The 15,832-nt window shown below is 48.0% G+C and carries 16 protein-coding genes; 4 read left to right on the forward strand and 12 right to left on the reverse strand.

Annotated elements, in window-relative coordinates:
- The first annotated feature begins 70 nt into the window (after positions 1 to 70).
- Complete coding sequence (locus ACXAH1_RS19295) at positions 71 to 724, forward strand: XRE family transcriptional regulator (protein ID WP_475198849.1); 654 nt, start codon at positions 71 to 73, stop codon at positions 722 to 724.
- Positions 725 to 780: 56 nt separating this feature from the next.
- On the opposite strand, the gene trpS is transcribed toward ACXAH1_RS19295, so the two are convergent.
- Genes trpS through rpe form a run of 3 tightly spaced genes read right to left on the reverse strand, consistent with a single transcriptional unit; the run spans position 781 to position 3,165 of the window.
- The gene (gene trpS / locus ACXAH1_RS19300; protein ID WP_475198850.1) at positions 781 to 1,785 is read right to left on the reverse strand and encodes a tryptophan--tRNA ligase; all 1,005 of its coding nucleotides are present in this window, start codon (positions 1,783 to 1,785) and stop codon (positions 781 to 783) included.
- A 25-nt stretch (positions 1,786 to 1,810) separates the two neighbouring features.
- On the reverse strand, positions 1,811 to 2,476 hold the full coding sequence (locus tag ACXAH1_RS19305; RefSeq protein WP_475198852.1) for an HAD-IA family hydrolase: 666 nt from the start codon (positions 2,474 to 2,476) through the stop codon (positions 1,811 to 1,813).
- Complete coding sequence (rpe, locus tag ACXAH1_RS19310; protein ID WP_138551774.1) at positions 2,476 to 3,165, reverse strand: ribulose-phosphate 3-epimerase; 690 nt, start codon at positions 3,163 to 3,165, stop codon at positions 2,476 to 2,478. Before rpe ends, ACXAH1_RS19305 begins: the two co-directional genes overlap by 1 nt.
- A gap of 184 nt (positions 3,166 to 3,349) precedes the next feature.
- Here rpe and ACXAH1_RS19315 point away from each other — a divergent pair, with 184 nt between their 5' ends.
- Both ACXAH1_RS19315 and ACXAH1_RS19320 read left to right on the forward strand, forming a co-directional pair.
- A complete protein-coding gene (locus ACXAH1_RS19315) occupies positions 3,350 to 3,649 on the forward strand; it encodes a hypothetical protein (protein ID WP_475198854.1) in 300 nt (99 codons plus the stop codon).
- Between the two features lie 87 nt (positions 3,650 to 3,736).
- A complete protein-coding gene (locus ACXAH1_RS19320; RefSeq protein WP_253048686.1) occupies positions 3,737 to 3,931 on the forward strand; it encodes a DUF2970 domain-containing protein in 195 nt (64 codons plus the stop codon).
- A gap of 230 nt (positions 3,932 to 4,161) precedes the next feature.
- Here ACXAH1_RS19320 and ACXAH1_RS19325 read toward each other — a convergent pair whose 3' ends face one another.
- The 9 genes from ACXAH1_RS19325 to ACXAH1_RS19365 all read right to left on the reverse strand — a co-directional run bounded on the left by ACXAH1_RS19325 (position 4,162) and on the right by ACXAH1_RS19365 (position 13,124).
- On the reverse strand, positions 4,162 to 4,992 hold the full coding sequence (locus ACXAH1_RS19325; RefSeq protein ID WP_054016962.1) for a Dam family site-specific DNA-(adenine-N6)-methyltransferase: 831 nt from the start codon (positions 4,990 to 4,992) through the stop codon (positions 4,162 to 4,164).
- 37 nt (positions 4,993 to 5,029) lie between these two features.
- Complete coding sequence (locus tag ACXAH1_RS19330) at positions 5,030 to 6,487, reverse strand: AAA family ATPase (RefSeq protein ID WP_475198856.1); 1,458 nt, start codon at positions 6,485 to 6,487, stop codon at positions 5,030 to 5,032.
- Positions 6,487 to 7,557, reverse strand: a complete 1,071-nt coding sequence (gene aroB / locus ACXAH1_RS19335) for a 3-dehydroquinate synthase (protein WP_475198857.1) — start codon at positions 7,555 to 7,557, stop codon at positions 6,487 to 6,489. Before aroB ends, ACXAH1_RS19330 begins: the two co-directional genes overlap by 1 nt.
- A gap of 30 nt (positions 7,558 to 7,587) precedes the next feature.
- On the reverse strand, positions 7,588 to 8,106 hold the full coding sequence (aroK, locus tag ACXAH1_RS19340) for a shikimate kinase AroK (protein WP_046004932.1): 519 nt from the start codon (positions 8,104 to 8,106) through the stop codon (positions 7,588 to 7,590).
- A gap of 151 nt (positions 8,107 to 8,257) precedes the next feature.
- Complete coding sequence (locus ACXAH1_RS19345; protein WP_475198891.1) at positions 8,258 to 10,261, reverse strand: type IV pilus secretin PilQ; 2,004 nt, start codon at positions 10,259 to 10,261, stop codon at positions 8,258 to 8,260.
- A 57-nt stretch (positions 10,262 to 10,318) separates the two neighbouring features.
- Complete coding sequence (locus tag ACXAH1_RS19350) at positions 10,319 to 10,855, reverse strand: pilus assembly protein PilP (protein WP_253048692.1); 537 nt, start codon at positions 10,853 to 10,855, stop codon at positions 10,319 to 10,321.
- Entirely contained in the window at positions 10,855 to 11,457 is a 603-nt protein-coding gene (locus ACXAH1_RS19355) for a type IV pilus inner membrane component PilO (protein ID WP_253048694.1), read from the reverse strand. Before ACXAH1_RS19355 ends, ACXAH1_RS19350 begins: the two co-directional genes overlap by 1 nt.
- A gap of 3 nt (positions 11,458 to 11,460) precedes the next feature.
- Entirely contained in the window at positions 11,461 to 12,057 is a 597-nt protein-coding gene (locus ACXAH1_RS19360) for a PilN domain-containing protein (protein ID WP_253048696.1), read from the reverse strand.
- Positions 12,045 to 13,124 carry a pilus assembly protein PilM gene (locus ACXAH1_RS19365; protein ID WP_138545873.1) on the reverse strand — a complete coding sequence of 360 codons (1,080 nt, stop codon included), beginning with the start codon at positions 13,122 to 13,124 and terminating at the stop codon, positions 12,045 to 12,047. Before ACXAH1_RS19365 ends, ACXAH1_RS19360 begins: the two co-directional genes overlap by 13 nt.
- Positions 13,125 to 13,348: 224 nt before the next feature.
- On the opposite strand from ACXAH1_RS19365, the gene ACXAH1_RS19370 reads away from it, so the two are divergent.
- A complete protein-coding gene (locus ACXAH1_RS19370) occupies positions 13,349 to 15,796 on the forward strand; it encodes a penicillin-binding protein 1A (RefSeq protein WP_475198859.1) in 2,448 nt (815 codons plus the stop codon).
- Positions 15,797 to 15,832: the final 36 nt, after the last annotated feature.

Below are 15,832 nucleotides of genomic sequence, written 5' to 3' on the forward strand. Positions count from 1 at the left end.
AATACTGTACAGTAACTCAAGAGACAAGTACTCTGAGCGCCTTTCTTTGTTGTAACCTGCATGGGGTGTCATGAGCACAGCATTTTCGCGTCGATTTGTTACCTTAATCGACCAGTTTAGTGCCGGAAATAAGCGTCAGTTTGCGCTACTTACCGGCAAATCACCGTCGCATATTTATCGTATTTGTCGTGGTCTGAGCCGACCATCCGTTGCTTATCTGGAGCATTTGTACAGTCTATTTGGCCTGGATCTGAACTGGTTGCTTACAGGTGAACAACCCGTTGAACATACCACGCGTTCTGGTGGCAAGGACATGCTGATGGTACCTAAGCTGGATGTGGAAGCCAGTGCCGGTTTTGGTAGCATCAATGGCAGTGAAGATATCACCGAACAGTTCGCCCTGAATAAACGCTGGCTGAGCACTCAGCTGGGCGTGCACAGTGAACAGCTTGCGTTTGTGACTATTCGTGGTGACAGTATGCTACCGACGCTGCAACACGGCGACATGGTACTGGTTGATTTAAGCCAGCGTGACGCGAACAAACGTGGTGTATTTGTGCTGCAAACCGAAGATGGTCTGATGGCCAAACGCTTACAACAGCACCGGGATCATATTAGCGTTGTGAGTGATAACCCTGAGTACCCGGCCTGGCAGATCCAGGCCGACAATGCTCAGCAACATGGTATCGCAGGCAGAATCGTCTGGTGTGGTCGCAGTATGTAACCCTAAGACAGCAAAAAGCCAGCATAAGCTGGCTTTTTGTTTTTATAGCCTGACGGCTACGGGCGCGGAATAAATCCAACGGCGTCGTATGCCGCTTTCAACGTTTTCTCAGCACGGGCTCCGGCCTTTTCTGCACCGTTGCGCATGATCTGATCTAGCAGCGCCTGATCTTCACGGATCTCTCTGAAGCGTGCCTGCATCGGCTCCAGCATGGCCACAACCGCATCAGCGGTGTCTTTTTTCAGATGACCATACATTTTGTCTTCGTACTCAGGCACCAGATCAGCCACATCGCGTTTGGTTGCCACTGACAACAGAGTCAGCAGGTTAGAAACACCGGGCTTTTCTTCACGGTCAAAGTAAATGCGCGCCTGCTCATCTGAATCCGTTACTGCCTTTTTAAGCTTTTTCTCAATCTTTTTCGGTTCATCCAGAAGCATAATGTATGCATTGGGGTTGTCGTCCGATTTAGACATTTTCTTTAACGGATCCTGTAAGCTCATTACCCGTGCGCCCAGCTCAGGAATGTACGGTTCCGGGACTTTAAATACATCACCATATAAGTTGTTAAAGCGCGTTGCGATATCACGGGTGAGTTCAAGGTGCTGTTTCTGGTCTTCTCCCACAGGGACCTGATCGGCCTGATAAAGCAGAATGTCTGCAGCCTGAAGTACCGGATAAGAAAACAAGCCAACGTTGACATTGTTGGTGTTCTTGGCTGACTTGTCCTTGAACTGAGTCATACGATTCAGTTCACCCATTTGCGCATAACAGTTCAGCACCCAGCTTAACTGGGCATGCTCTGGCACCTGCGACTGGACAAACAGCGCCGACTTTTCAGGGTCGATACCGCAGGCCGCATACAGCGCAATACCATCTAAAACTCGCTCACGCAGGGCAGTTGGCTCCTGACGCACAGTGATGGCATGCAAATCAACCAGCATAAAGAAACAATCATGATCTTCCTGTAGCTTAAGCCACTGGTTAATGGCACCCACATAATTGCCTATTGTCATACCACCGGTTGGCTGAATGCCACTTAATACTACTGGTTTAGTCATTGTGTTCTTTTAGTCCTATCTTAGTTTAAGGTTGATTTAAAATGGGGATTATATCCAAGAAGCCCTCACAGAGGTACTGTGGATTAAATGTCGCCAGATCCAGTCCTTGATTGTACCCATTTTTGAGTGCAATCACAGGCATTTCAGCGGCCTGGGCTGCCAAAATATCACTTTTCGAATCACCCACCATAATGGCATCTTGTGGCTCGATGTTCAGCTGCTGACAGGCCGACAAGAGCGGTTCTGCCGCAGGCTTTTTCTGACCGTCATCACCACACACAACCACCTCAAAATGTTGGCTCAGGTTGAGGCTATCGAGTAGCTGTAGTGTAAATTCCCGGCTTTTATTGGTTACGACCGCTTTGGGGACATGATTGAATGCTGCCAATACCGTTTCGACATTGGCATAAAGCAGTGAATATTGCCCAACAAGCGCCCGATAATGACCAGCAAATCGTTCCTGTGCTTCTGTCACCAAACGCGGGGGCAATTCTGCGTTGATCTCATTGCTACCACTGAGACCACGCTGTACCAGCACGTCAATCCCATTGCCGACCCACTCGAGCACCTGAGTGCGACTGACCACAGGAAATGCCACTTCTGTTAAAGTCAGATTCAGTGCCATATACAAATCGTGCGCACTGTCGACCAGCGTCCCGTCAAGATCAAATAAAATACCCTGATACCGCATTAGCCCACCTTAGCGAGCTCTGTACGCATCGCATCAATGACCGTCCGATAGTCTGGTTGATTAAAAATAGCCGATCCAGCGACAAACATATCCGCGCCTGCCGCAGCAACCTCAGCGATGTTATCGACTTTAATGCCGCCGTCGACTTCAAGACGAATTTTTCGACCACTGGCATCAATACGCTCACGGACCTGACGCAGTTTATCGAGTGTCTGAGGGATAAAACTCTGGCCACCAAAACCCGGGTTCACAGACATCAGTAGGATCTGATCCACTTTATCCATGACATAATCCAGATAATGCAATGGTGTTGCAGGGTTAAGCACCAAACCCGCTTCACAGCCCTGCTCCTTGATCAAACCCAGACTGCGATCAATGTGCTCACTGGCTTCCGGGTGAAAAGTGATAATGTCAGCCCCCGCTTTCGCGAATTCGGGGATGAGGCTATCTACGGGTTTAATCATAAGGTGTACATCGATTGGGGCGGTGATACCGTAGTTACGCAAGGCTTCACAGATCATTGGGCCAAAAGTCAGATTGGGGACATAATGGTTATCCATGACGTCGAAATGCACAACATCTGCACCGGCAGCCAATACCTTGGCGACGTCTTCACCCAACTTTGCAAAATCGGCAGACAAAATGGACGGTGCAATTAAGAACTCGGATTTATTATTGTTCTGCGACATACTACCCCCTGAAACAAAATGTCAGCGGCTACTGTAACCTATCTTAGCGTTAAAAACACCTGATTGTTGGGCGCTCTCAGTAATCTCATTTGCGAGCAATTGCAACTTTTGCAAGACAAAGAGATTGTTTAATAATCACTCATAGTGTACTATTTAAAGATAACTATTCACTGGGGATATGGTTATGTTAGGTCAGCTAAAAACACGGACGCTTTTGCTTACGGCTGCTGTAGTCTTGTCTGCTGGCGTGTTTTCGTTCAGCGGCGATGATGCCTTAATCGCAAAACACCACACGTGTCAATGTTCTACAACTCAAGTGAGTCAGCATGCGCAAGCCAATGCATGCAAGCTGGAATCACACACCAGCTGGTACGCCTGGCTTACTGGCGGCAGTAGTAACGGGCAATTCCATTACCTGGATCTGCTTGAACTGTTACTTGGTTCAGATGACGAGCAGACTTCAAGTCAGTTTTCACAATTTTAATTGAGTACAAGTACACTTAGCTAAGGCGAGTTTGTATTTGTACACTATACTGATCGGTATCTTAGTTCAGACAGGAGCCAGGACGCCGTGACAGAACGATTCTTTATACTCATTCAGAGTGTACTTGCTGCGATGTTTGGTGTGCAGAGTCAGGCCAAATATCGCATCGACTTCAACCAGAAACACTTTTGGCCCTTTGCCTTTCTCGCCGTGTGCTTTGTTATTTTACTGGTGCTGGTGTTGGCTTGGTTTGTCAATTCAGTGGTGCTGTCGCAGCCATAAACCTGTAAATGCTGAAGGGTTATAGCAATTTGCTTAATTAAGTGTTCTATTTTGAGGCAAGAAAATAGGGTCGATAACACCGCTCTCGTGTCCTGCTATCGCTGAGGCACCTACGTCCATATAGGCGAGGCAAAAATTTTGCTATTTAGTTGTTCTAAATGAGAAATTTTTAACGCCGTTAGCGTCATATTTGCTCCTTAAAATAGAACAGGTATTAAGTGAAATTGGTATTAGTCGTGATACAAAGCCATTAGCTCATCAACCCGGTTCCGGCCTGTGCCCTTCGGGCTAATGGTCCGCTTTACCTGGATCACATCCAGTTTGGCTTGGCTATATATTTTGCGTGTCAGCACAGTGTCGTGGTTGGAAATAAGCACAGGAGTATGCTGCTCGAATGCGGCAGTCTCCGCCAGGTTTGCAAGTTGCGCCTGATCATCCAGATTAAACCCGCCTTTAGCATAAGCAGTAAATGAAGCGGTTTTGCTTAATGGCACATAAGGTGGATCACAGTACACCACAGCTTTGTCTGGGATACGTTTAAAAACCTGCTCATAGCTCAGGCAGGTAAATGTGGCCTGCTGTGCTTTTTCTGAAAAAAAGTACAGTTCGTTTTCCGGAAAATAGGGACGTTTGTATTTACCGAACGGCACATTGAAAATGCCCTTCAGATTATAGCGGCATAAACCATTGTATCCATGGCGATTCATATATAAAAACAGAATAGCTCGTTCATATACGTCGACACTTTCATTAAATTGCTGACGATACGCATAATACGCATCGGAATGGTTATTCAGATCCACAAACAGCTTTTTGGCATCACTGATGAACTCATCCGGTGTGCGTTGCAGCTCTTTGTACAGGTTAATCAGATCCGCATTGATGTCATTGAGTATATAGTGCTTAAAGTGGCTGTTTAGAAAGACAGAACCGGCCCCAACAAAGGGCTCCACCAGAGTTTCGGCCTCTTCATTTGCGGCTTGCAAGCGCTTGGTAATATCTTCCACCAAGGCGTATTTTCCACCTGCCCATTTTAGAAAAGCTCTGGTCTTTTTTTGCATGATCTGACTAGTTACCCCAAAGTAGCGCGATTCTACACTATTTTTGTGTTTGTGACTGTTGGATTTGTTGCTTAATTTGCACGATACGTTTAAAAAACGGCTGCCCTGCTAATACCGCTTCCGGTAAATTAGCCCGTGCCTGTTTCGCCTCATCTAAGGTCGCAAAGGGTGCTACCGTCACGAACCACCAGTCTTTCCCGGCACGCACCACCTGTGCAGTTCGGATCTGTGACAAATTATGCTGTTCGATATACCGGCGTGCTACAGTATAATCTGTGACAGCAAGTAACTGAATTGTCCATGCGTTGCTGTCCTGAGTCATAAACCAGTCATTGTCAGATTTAGTCTGTGGCTGCGCCTCATTTGCAACCTGTACTGGTTTAACTGTGGGGTCTGGCTTCTGTGTTTGGTTTTCTATAACTGACTGTGCGGTGTCATTGAGAGATCCCTGCTCTGAAAGCACCTGCGCAACAGCTGGCACATCAGCGGCACTTTGCAAGTCTGGTACGGGTGTTATACCACCTTCCTTTTGTTGTGCAGGGACCACACTCTGACCTGTATCCTGATCCGTATCACTCAGAGTTAAAGCATCCAGTATGGACTTCACATCATGCTGGCTCATGCTCTGAGTATGCTCTCTTTCTTCGGCTGGTGTTTGAGGTTCAGGCTGCTCAGCCTCGGACAACACCTCTTGAGTTGTCAGCACCGTCGGCTGCGGTAGTTCGGTAACAGCTGCTTTTTCAACATCCTGTTGCATGCGCAATAGGTCCGCCCAGTCTTTTTGATACACCACCGCTACCAGCGATAATACACCAATCGCAATAAATGCCCCCAAAAATCCACGCAGTTGTCGACGGCTTATTGTTCGCTCAGACTTGAGCGTCAGTTGATGCTGATTTTGCTGCCATTCCAGCAAAATACTGGGGTTGCCACCTGACTCATTTAAAAAAGTGGAGAAAATTGGATCTTCTTGCGGCGGAAGCTCTTGAAAGAACATTGCCATCAGACGACGACTTTCCGTCAATGATAAGGGTTCCAGGTGAATATCCAGCGCCTCGGGTAATATCTTTGGCGCTTGTCCTGTAGTCAAAATATATAAGGTATCAGGTGCTTTTTTCGCCAGCAACTGAAGTTCCTGGATAAGTTCATCACTGAGGTGACGTGCACCATCAATCACCCACAGACACGGGCCACAGGGTTGTTCATTGTACAGAACAAAAAAATTCTCACTCAATGACAACTTATGATCAACCAGGGGAGCGCGAAAACTGTTCTCTAGTAATTGCTGAACCAGTTCGGTGTCTTTGGTATGCGCGCTGAGCTTTACAAAGGCTTTATTAAATTCAGGGTATTTATCTGTGATAAAAGACTCAGCCAGATAGCTTTTACCTAATCCGGAATTACCAACCAGGCATATAAGATTCTGCCCATACTCAAACTGCATTGCAATCCGGTCGACCAGGGCAGCCCGACTCGGTAAAATTTGCGACTGCATCAGTGCCCTATTAGCTGGCCCAAGGTGTCATCAGATACGTCGTCCACCAACTGACATTCGCCAAGCGCAGTTGGTATGATAAAGCGGATCTTACCTTGCTTGTTTTTCTTATCTTTACGCATGTGGGAAATAAACTGTGCCGTTGTCATAGACTCTGGCGCTGCAATCGGCAGTTGATACATTTCCAGCAACGCAGCAATTCGCGCCACTTCATCGTCTGTCAACGCACCTCTTAACTGCGCCAATCGGGCAGCAAGCATCATGCCCGCAGCGACAGCCTCACCATGTAACCAAACGCCATAGCCCATCTGCGCCTCAATGGCATGACCAAACGTATGGCCCAAGTTCAGCAGCGCACGTAGCCCAGCTTCTTTTTCGTCTTGCGCCACAATCTCAGCCTTAATGGCACAACAGCGATGGATCACTTGCATCAGCAGCTCGGTATTCAGGCCCTGCAACGCCCTGCCATTGTCTTCAAGTAGAGTCAGGAAGTCTTTGTCGTAGATCAGACCATACTTGATCACTTCGGCCATACCAGCGGCAAACTCTCTAGGTGGCAGGCTTTGTAGCGTGTTGGTATCAATAAACACCGCTTTAGGCTGATAGAAAGCGCCTATCATGTTTTTGCCTAGCGGGTGATTGACAGCCGTTTTGCCACCAACTGATGAATCGACCTGAGACAGCAAGGTTGTGGGGAGCTGAATAAATGGCACACCGCGTTGATAACATGCCGCAACAAATCCGGTCAAATCACCCACGACACCACCACCTAAGGCGATCAGGCAAGTATCCCGGCCACAATTATGCTCAAGTAAGAATGCATTAACGCGCTCAAACCACTCAAGTGTTTTGTATTGCTCACCATCAGGAATACAGAAATGAAGTGGGTTTGTGCCATCCAACTGCATTAGTAAACTGTCGAGATACAGAGGTGCAACCGTCTCGTTGCTAATGATGACGGGGCGCGCATTGCCAATATGCTGCAATAACCGCCCCTTATCGGAGAGAAGATCTTGGCCAATATAGATAGGATAGCTACGCTCGTTTAAATCGACTTTTAATTCAAGCATGTGCTGTCACCTCCTATCTAGCCTACATGTTTAGAAATCTAACTTCTCAATAATTTGATTCGCCACCACTTTGGCGCTTTGCTCATCTGTGCGTACAACGTGATCCGCTACTTCTTTATAAAGCGGTTCACGTTCGTTTGCCAGACGTACTAATACGTCGCGTGAATCTTCTTCTGTTTGTAGCAAAGGACGACGCTTATCGCGCTGTGTACGTGCTACTTGCTTTTCAATTGGAGTCTCAAGATAGACCACAATACCACGCGCAGATAGCTTGTTACGTACCTCTTTACTGATGACTGAGCCGCCGCCAGTAGCCAATACGATGCCTTGCTTTTCGGTAAGATCAGAAATCACGGTCTCTTCGCGACGACGAAACCCTTCTTCCCCTTCAATATCGAACACCCAGGAGATATCGGCCCCTGTACGGCGCTCGATTTCTTGATCTGAATCGAAGAACTCCAGATGTAATTGGTCCGCAATGTGACGACCAATCGTGCTCTTACCAGCCCCCATTGGGCCTACCAGAAATATATTACGTTTCTCAGCCATATCTTTTTAGTACAAACGAACTCTAAAATTTGAAATAAAACCCCGCCTAACGACCTGGCCCCAAAATTAAGGAGGGGATTATCTCAGCATTCAATGCGTGATTTCAAGTCAAAAGGCAACTTTCACGCCCATTATTATTATTTTAGTCAGACTAGAGCGAGTCATGCATGATCTTAGGCGTCACAAAAATCAGTAACTCTCTCTTTTCGTTGATTTCTCGAGTGTTCCTAAATAAGACACCTAAATAAGGCACATCACCCAGTACAGGCACCTTGCTCACCGCATTGGTCATTTCCTGCTGGTAAATACCACCCAACACGACTGTCTGACCGTTTTCTACCAATACCTGTGTTTGGATCCGTTGCGTGTTGATTGCTACCGCCGGGCCATTGGCTGTTTGCACTGTATCACCTCGCGTATCCTGCGTTATGACAAGATCCAAAATAATTTTATTATCTGGTGTAATTTGTGGTGTCACCTCTAAGCTCAACACCGCTTTTTTAAACTGCACAGTTGACGCACCACTTGAGGCTGATTCCACATACGGGATTTCGGTACCTTGCTCAATGCGTGCCGTTTTCTGGTTTGCAGTCGTGATACTCGGTGTTGCGATGATTTCACCCTTGTTTTCCTGCTCCAGCGCTGACAGTTCCAAGTCTATTAAAGTCCCATCTGACAATTTGGCAATGTGCATGCCTAAGCTGCCTGCAGGGTTTTGCACCGGCAGATTCACGTTCAAACGCTCGGTCAAGTCGGGGATAGTGCCACCGGAGAGCTTATTGGTGGCTTCCAGAGTGCCCGAAATCGCATCGGTGCCTTGTTGGTCACTAAAGCCCCAGCGGATCCCTAAATCTTCCTGAACATTATCAGATACCGTCACCATACGAGACTCGATACGTACCTGCTTAACTGGCACATCCAGCGTCTCAACCATGCGTCTGACATTCTCAATGCTGCGTGATGTATCCTTGATCAATAAGGTATTGGTCCGCTTATCGACCGATACACTGCCGCGCAAGCTGATGATCGAGTTTTCATCTGTTTTTAGCAGATCAGCAAACTCCTCAGCTTTGGCATAATTGAGTTGAATATACTCGCTATATAAAGGTTCAAGTTCCTCAACCTGCCGTTTCGCCTGCAATTCTTTCGCTTCTCTGGCTGCCAACTCCTCAGACGGTGCCACCATTAAGATGGCGCCTTCCATCCGCTTGTCCAGCCCTTTAACCCGTAACACCACATCTAAAGCCTGATCCCAGGGAACGCCGTCCAGACGCAGCGTAATGTTCCCGGTTACTGAGTCACTCGTGACCAGGTTAAAGTTATTGGTATCGGCAATGATCTGTAGCACTGAGCGAATAGGAATGTCCTGAAAGTTCAGCGTGATCGGCTGGCCCTGATAGTTTTTCTTGTCTGTGTAAGAGAATTCCTGGTCGTCTTTTTCGACTGTCAGCGTAAAAATGTTATCCAGTTGCTGATAATTGAATTTAAATGCCCCATTGGGCTTTATCACCAGCCGACTCTTGCCTTCTTCCCGGAACGTTTCTACCGTGCTTACAACAGTGCCAAAATCCACCACGTCAAGTTCATACAGTAACTCATCAGGGATATCGATGTGATGAAAGTCAGCAAAGATCTGCCCGCCCCGTTCCTGTACATCTATTGCTGCCTGGCTGGAGTCCAGAAATGCCAGGATCTGCGCCGCGCCTTTTTCTGTGCGCCTGAAGTCAATATTCTGGATCCGATTCATCGCACTGTGCAGTGTATCTGCCTGTGCATCATCGCTGGCAACCGGAATAGGCTGATCAGAAACCTTAACGTAAACCAGGTTGTTCTTTACCTCGGTACGATACAGTTTGAGGGTTTTCATTTGCACACTGAGCACAAAGCCGCCATTTTCCATTCTGCTCTGGATCTGTTCTATGCCAGCCTTGTTTACTTTGAGTAACTCCAGGCTTTCCTCGAACTCAGCATCAGGAAAAAACAGCTCAATACGTGCGGGCTCGTTCATTACCTGCACTTTTGGTTCAATGGTCAGTTTTTCATCAAAAACAAGCTGCAACTCTGTTTCGCCGGTTGGCACCGGGTTGTAACGAACATCGTACAGCATTGGCATCGCATGAGAGAACAGCGCAGTACCCATTAAAATGCCGCCCATCAGCGTTTTCACAACGTATTTGATCCCGTCGCGCGCAATCATATTTTCACCTTTTTATTATTCACCGGCACCGACGTCCTCGGCTTCCACCATTTCGACTTTGCTCAAGCGCTCTTTCCAACACCCTGTCCCATCCGGGATCAGCTCCATCAGTTCGAGATGGTCGGCCTGTACACTGACAACTTTACCGTGGTACAAGCCCATATATTCGTTTTTCTTTATTCTGAACAAGCCCTGCTCGCCAGCACGGATCAACGCCCAAATTGTCTCTCCCCGAGTAATGGTTCCTTTCATAATCAGGTTATCTAACGCGTATTTTTCTAAGGGATCTCGTGGTCGATTCGGGTCTGGATGCAGACAGTTTTTTACTTGTACCAGTCGACTTTCAATGACTTCCGGTTGCGGTGCCACAAAAGGACTGCGTAATTTACCCGCACTGTAGGGAAAGTGCTCAAACTGTGCCATTTCGGGCATAGGATCTATGCTCGGTGTTGCGTTGGCCTGCACCCGATCGATAAATTCTTTTTGTTCTGCGGTATTATCATTACACGCTGCGAGCAATGCCAGCGGCAGCACGATGAACAGATGCCTCATTAATCAGCCTCCTGCTCATAGCGATAGGTTTTTGCCACCACACTGAATACCAGCTGATTATTACCAGCCCCTTCAATTCGAAAATCGTGCAAACTCACGATCCTTGGCAGTTGCGCCACTTTGCTGACAAACTCGCCAAACTCATGGTATGTCCCGACCACCTCAAGATTAATAGGTAGTTCAGTGTAAAACTCTTTTTTCACTTCGGGCAGCCAGCCAATTTTTAAAAAGGTCAGCCCGCTCGATGTCCCCACATAGGTCAAATCGTCAAGCAGTCCCGGCGTTTCGTTTGAAGTCGGCAACTTTCTTAACAGCTGAGAAAACTGCGCTTCCATATCCTTCATTTGCTGACGATACAGCTCCAGGTTATTCGCGCGACCATATTTGATCCGATAACTGGTGCGCAAGTCTTCTTCTTCTTTCACTGCGTGCTCAAAATTTGCCACGGACGCAGACACTAACATGCTGTAGCCGATCACCAGCATCACAACCACAACCAGTACACAACAAATGGCTTTGACTGGCATAGGCCATTCGCCAATATTGTCCAGTTCAATCTCGTTCCAGTCGATCTCCTGCAGCGACTTCAGGTCAAATTTCATGGCCTAGTTCCCCGCCTGCTTGGTCTGCGCTAATTCTGCGCGCTCTTTTTCCATTTGTGCGAACGTTTTAACGTAAAAGTTCATCGTAAAGTTACTCAGCAAACGCTCTTCACGCTCCCCGGCTACAATGCCCTGTAACACCGGGTCTCGTAGCAAATAGGATGACTCAACCGCCCGCAGCATTTGCGATAAACGGTTATTCGATTCGCTGCGTCCAATCACTTTTATCATGTTTTGCTGACGCTCCAGGCTGGTCAGATAAACACCCGCAGGGACCACGCGCGCGACTTCGTCAATCAGCTGAGTGCCCAAGTTACGATTACTTTGCAGCTCTTCAATCAAGCGGATACGACGTTGCAGGTTTTCTTTTTGCTGATTGAGTCCCTGTATCTCGCCAATCCGCTTATCCAATTTTCTTATTTCACTTGAGAGGTAGCGATTCTTTATTTCCTGCCCTTCTCTAAGCGTATCGTAAAACGCCCCGATCCCGTACATCAGCGCCAGGCTGGCGGCAACAATCACTCCCAGAATGGTCAGGAATTTTTGTTGAGAAGCTTGCCGCTGTTGTTCCCGCCAGGGCAGTAAATTTATATGTGGCATGATGAAAAGCTCCTCAATGCCAGACCGGTAGCAATGGCAAACTGTGCTCTGTGGTTGCTCAGTACACCTCTGTCTACTTTCGGTGCAATTTCCATATTTGCAAACGGATCCGCCACAATCGCATGAACACCAAGCTCATCCACCAGCAGACGATCAAGCCCTTCAACCTGAGCAGTGCCGCCTGTCAGAACAATATAGTCGACCTGCTCCTGACCGCTGGTCGTCATAAACATTTGCAATGCACGACGCACTTGCTGAAGCAACGAAGTTTGAAACGGTGCCAATACCTCAAAGGTGTAATTTGGCGGCAGATCTCCGGTGGTTTTTGCCAGCTCAGCCTGATCAAAACTCTTGTTATAATAGGCTACAATGCTATTCGTATACTGCTCGCCCCCAAATACCTGATCTCGGGTGTACAAAGTTTTGCCTGACTGCACAACGCTGACCAAAGTCACCACTGCCCCTATATCTATGATACCCACGACTTTATCATAGGCATCCGAAGGTAACTGGCCATATAAAACGTCCACAGAACGCGCCAGTGCATAGCTTTCAACATCCACCACTTTGGCTTTTAAACCCGCTTCTTCTAACGCGCTGACCCGCGCCTGAACACTTTCAGTTCTTGCCGCAGACAGCAGCACATTGACTTTAGACGGATCCGCTTCATTCACCGTTAACTTTTCAAAGTCCAGACTCACTTCATCAAGTGGATAGGGGATCAGACTGTCGGCCTCAATGGCAATTTGCGATTCTAGTTCAGCATCGCTTAAGGATACATCCATGAAGATCATTTTGGTGATGACCGTTTGTCCTGATACGGCAACGGCAGCGAAATGCGTGGTTTTAGGCAGACGCTTGCGAATTTTACTGATGACTTTACCGACCGCTTCAATGTCCTGAATCGCTCGCTCTTTCATCGCGCCTTTAGGTAAAGGTTCAATGGCCACAGCTTCTACCCGATATCCGGCACTCGATTCAGCCAGCAAAACGGCTTTTACACAGTGTGACCCTATGTCTACCCCGACCATCATGGGTGCTTGTTTTTTTAAGAATTGACGCAGCATGCGATTAGCCCAAGTATCCAGAATACAGTACTGTCTTAATTAAGAGTTTAGTCATTTAGGTACGGTTTGGCGAAAAGCGTTATACTACCTGCCAACTTTCGGCCACACTCCCATGCGCCTTAATCAGGCACAAAGTAATTTACGCAAAAATTATTAATCGTTTTTTAATCAGGATATACTAACAGCGTCCGATTGTAATTGGGAGTCTCGCTAGGGATAAATTCGTGAATTTATTAAAAAGATTACTACAACTTATACTGCTTTGCACGACACTGGGCCTGCTTACCCTGTTCGGCCTTTATTACTATGTTAAATCCGACATTCCCAGTGTTAAGGTTTTAAAAGATGTACAGCTGCAAACCCCAATGCAGGTCTTTACCCGCGACGGCAAGCTGATCAACCAGTTTGGCGAGAAGCGCCGTATTCCGGTTAAAATCGACGATATTCCCGAACCTTTGCTCAAAGCCTTTTTGGCAACAGAAGATAACCGCTTTTATGATCATTTCGGCATCGACCCAATAGGCATAGTCCGTTCCTTTATCGTACTGGTCAGCACAGGTGAGAAAAAACAAGGTGCCAGTACCATCACCATGCAGTTGGCACGAAATTTCTTCCTGACCCGGGAAAAAGCCTATATCCGCAAAGTGAAAGAAATCTTCATCGCCCTGCATATCGAGCGGCTACTGAATAAAGATGAAATTCTGGAGCTTTACCTGAATAAAATAGAACTCGGCCACCGTGCTTTTGGCATTGGCGCCGCGGCGCAGGTTTACTATGGTAAAGAACTTCATGAACTCACATTGCCACAAATGGCGATGCTGGCTGGTTTACCCAAAGCCCCTTCAGCACTTAACCCTATCCGTAATCCGCAACGGGCAAAATTACGCCGTAATGTGGTACTGGGCAGAATGCTTACCGAGGGTTATATCTCTCAGGTTCAATACAACGAAGCCACTCAGGCGCCCATCACCGCCAAACGCCATGGTGCAGAAATAGAGCTCTATGCGCCTTACATATCAGAAATGGTGCGCGCGTACATGGTGAAGACCTATGGTGAAGATCAGGCCTATAACTCAGGCTTTAAGGTCTACACCACGGTCGAATCAGATATTCAGGCAGCGGCACAACAAGCACTAATCGACAACCTGCACGCCTATGATATGCGACACGGCTTCCGCGGACCTGAGGCACAATACTGGCAGGCAGAAGAATTACCCTGGTCACCCCCTCAGATCCTGGAAAAGCTCCAGACGGTCAAAGAAATAGACCCTTTGCGTGCCGGAGTTGTAACCGCAGTTGACGAGCAAAGCGCAACCGTCATGTTAAAGAATGGCGCTGAGATCACTGTGCCCTGGTCTGGATTAAAATGGGCACGCGCGTATATCACAGAACGCCGTCAGGGATTGCCACCCAAACTCGCAAGCGACATTCTGGCGCCTGGCATGCAAATCTGGGTACGTGAAACAGCTCAGGACTGGCTGCTAAGCCAGCTGCCACAACCGGCTAGTGCACTGGTTTCTCTCGACCCACAAAGTGGTCGTATCAAAGCCTTAGTGGGTGGCTACAGCTTCCAGCAAAGTCAATATAACCGTGCCGTTCAGGCCAAGCGCCAGGTTGGCTCTAACATCAAGCCTTTCATTTATTCAGGCGCACTGGAAGCCGGTTATACCCTATCGACCATCATAAATGATGCTCCCATTAATCATTGGGATAAAAGTATGGGCGTGGCCTGGCGTCCCAAGAACAGTCCCGACGTTTACAGCGGCCCAATCCGTATCCGTCGCGCACTCGCTCAGTCAAAAAACGTGGTGTCGGTGCGGCTGTTGAGAGGCATGGGGCTCAACGAAGCGGCCGACCATATTCTTAAGTTTGGCTTTGATAATGAAGACATCGTACGCAGTGAGTCATTAGCTCTGGGGAGTGCTTCACTGACGCCGCTTGAAATGGCACGAGGTATGAGTGCCTTTGCCAATGGGGGCCACCTGGTCGAAACCTACTTTATCGAAAAGCTCACCGACAGTTACGGCAATGTGTTGGGCGCGGCACAGCCACTGAAAGTGTGTACTGAGGATGAGTGGGAAGTGGATCAATACACTTGTGCACCGCGGATCATCTCGGAGCAAAATGCCTTTTTAATCGCAGATGCAATGAAAAGCGTCGTCTGGGGAGGCGGCAGCTGGAAACACAAAACCGGCTGGAGTGGCACCGGCTGGCGTGCCCAGGCACTTAAACGTAAGGATCTGGCAGGGAAAACAGGAACCACGAACAATTCAGTCGATACCTGGTTTACGGGCTTTAACCGCAACGTATTGACCACCGTATGGGTTGGATTCGATGACCCGGGTAAATCACTAGGCCGTGCTGCGTACAATGCCAACCTGGGTAAGCAACAAGTGGTTGGTGCCGAAGCTGGGGCTACCTCTGCGCTACCAGGCTGGGTGCAGTTTATGCGCGCAGCGTTAGAAAACGAACCCCTGGCGCCAATCGACCCACCTCCGGGCCTGGTGTCTGTGCGTATCGATCTGAAAACCGGATTACTGAGTGAGCGTAACGATCACACCAGCCGCTTTGAATATTTTGAACGGGGCACAGCGCCGAGTAAATACGTGCTGGATACCGGGTCAAGTACACCATTTGAAGAGCAACTCCCGGATACCGAAGAGTTGTTCTGATAGCCATGACTAAAAAGGCCGGTCACTGACCGGCCT

Source organism: Pseudoalteromonas sp. AWH4_217 (assembly GCF_056161105.1).

What these genes read in the sequence shown, in the direction of transcription:
- ACXAH1_RS19295 (WP_475198849.1), top strand. Translation starts at nt 71, where the DNA reads ATGAGCACAGCATTTTCGCGTCGATTTGTTACCTTAATCGACCAGTTT.
- trpS (WP_475198850.1), bottom strand. Translation starts at nt 1,785, where the DNA reads ATGACTAAACCAGTAGTATTAAGTGGCATTCAGCCAACCGGTGGTATG.
- ACXAH1_RS19305 (WP_475198852.1), bottom strand. Translation starts at nt 2,476, where the DNA reads ATGCGGTATCAGGGTATTTTATTTGATCTTGACGGGACGCTGGTCGAC.
- rpe (WP_138551774.1), bottom strand. Translation starts at nt 3,165, where the DNA reads ATGTCGCAGAACAATAATAAATCCGAGTTCTTAATTGCACCGTCCATT.
- ACXAH1_RS19315 (WP_475198854.1), top strand. Translation starts at nt 3,350, where the DNA reads ATGTTAGGTCAGCTAAAAACACGGACGCTTTTGCTTACGGCTGCTGTA.
- ACXAH1_RS19325 (WP_054016962.1), bottom strand. Translation starts at nt 4,992, where the DNA reads ATGCAAAAAAAGACCAGAGCTTTTCTAAAATGGGCAGGTGGAAAATAC.
- ACXAH1_RS19330 (WP_475198856.1), bottom strand. Translation starts at nt 6,487, where the DNA reads ATGCAGTCGCAAATTTTACCGAGTCGGGCTGCCCTGGTCGACCGGATT.
- aroB (WP_475198857.1), bottom strand. Translation starts at nt 7,557, where the DNA reads ATGCTTGAATTAAAAGTCGATTTAAACGAGCGTAGCTATCCTATCTAT.
- aroK (WP_046004932.1), bottom strand. Translation starts at nt 8,106, where the DNA reads ATGGCTGAGAAACGTAATATATTTCTGGTAGGCCCAATGGGGGCTGGT.
- ACXAH1_RS19345 (WP_475198891.1), bottom strand. Translation starts at nt 10,261, where the DNA reads ATGGGCGGCATTTTAATGGGTACTGCGCTGTTCTCTCATGCGATGCCA.
- ACXAH1_RS19350 (WP_253048692.1), bottom strand. Translation starts at nt 10,855, where the DNA reads ATGAGGCATCTGTTCATCGTGCTGCCGCTGGCATTGCTCGCAGCGTGT.
- ACXAH1_RS19355 (WP_253048694.1), bottom strand. Translation starts at nt 11,457, where the DNA reads ATGAAATTTGACCTGAAGTCGCTGCAGGAGATCGACTGGAACGAGATT.
- ACXAH1_RS19360 (WP_253048696.1), bottom strand. Translation starts at nt 12,057, where the DNA reads ATGCCACATATAAATTTACTGCCCTGGCGGGAACAACAGCGGCAAGCT.
- ACXAH1_RS19365 (WP_138545873.1), bottom strand. Translation starts at nt 13,124, where the DNA reads ATGCTGCGTCAATTCTTAAAAAAACAAGCACCCATGATGGTCGGGGTA.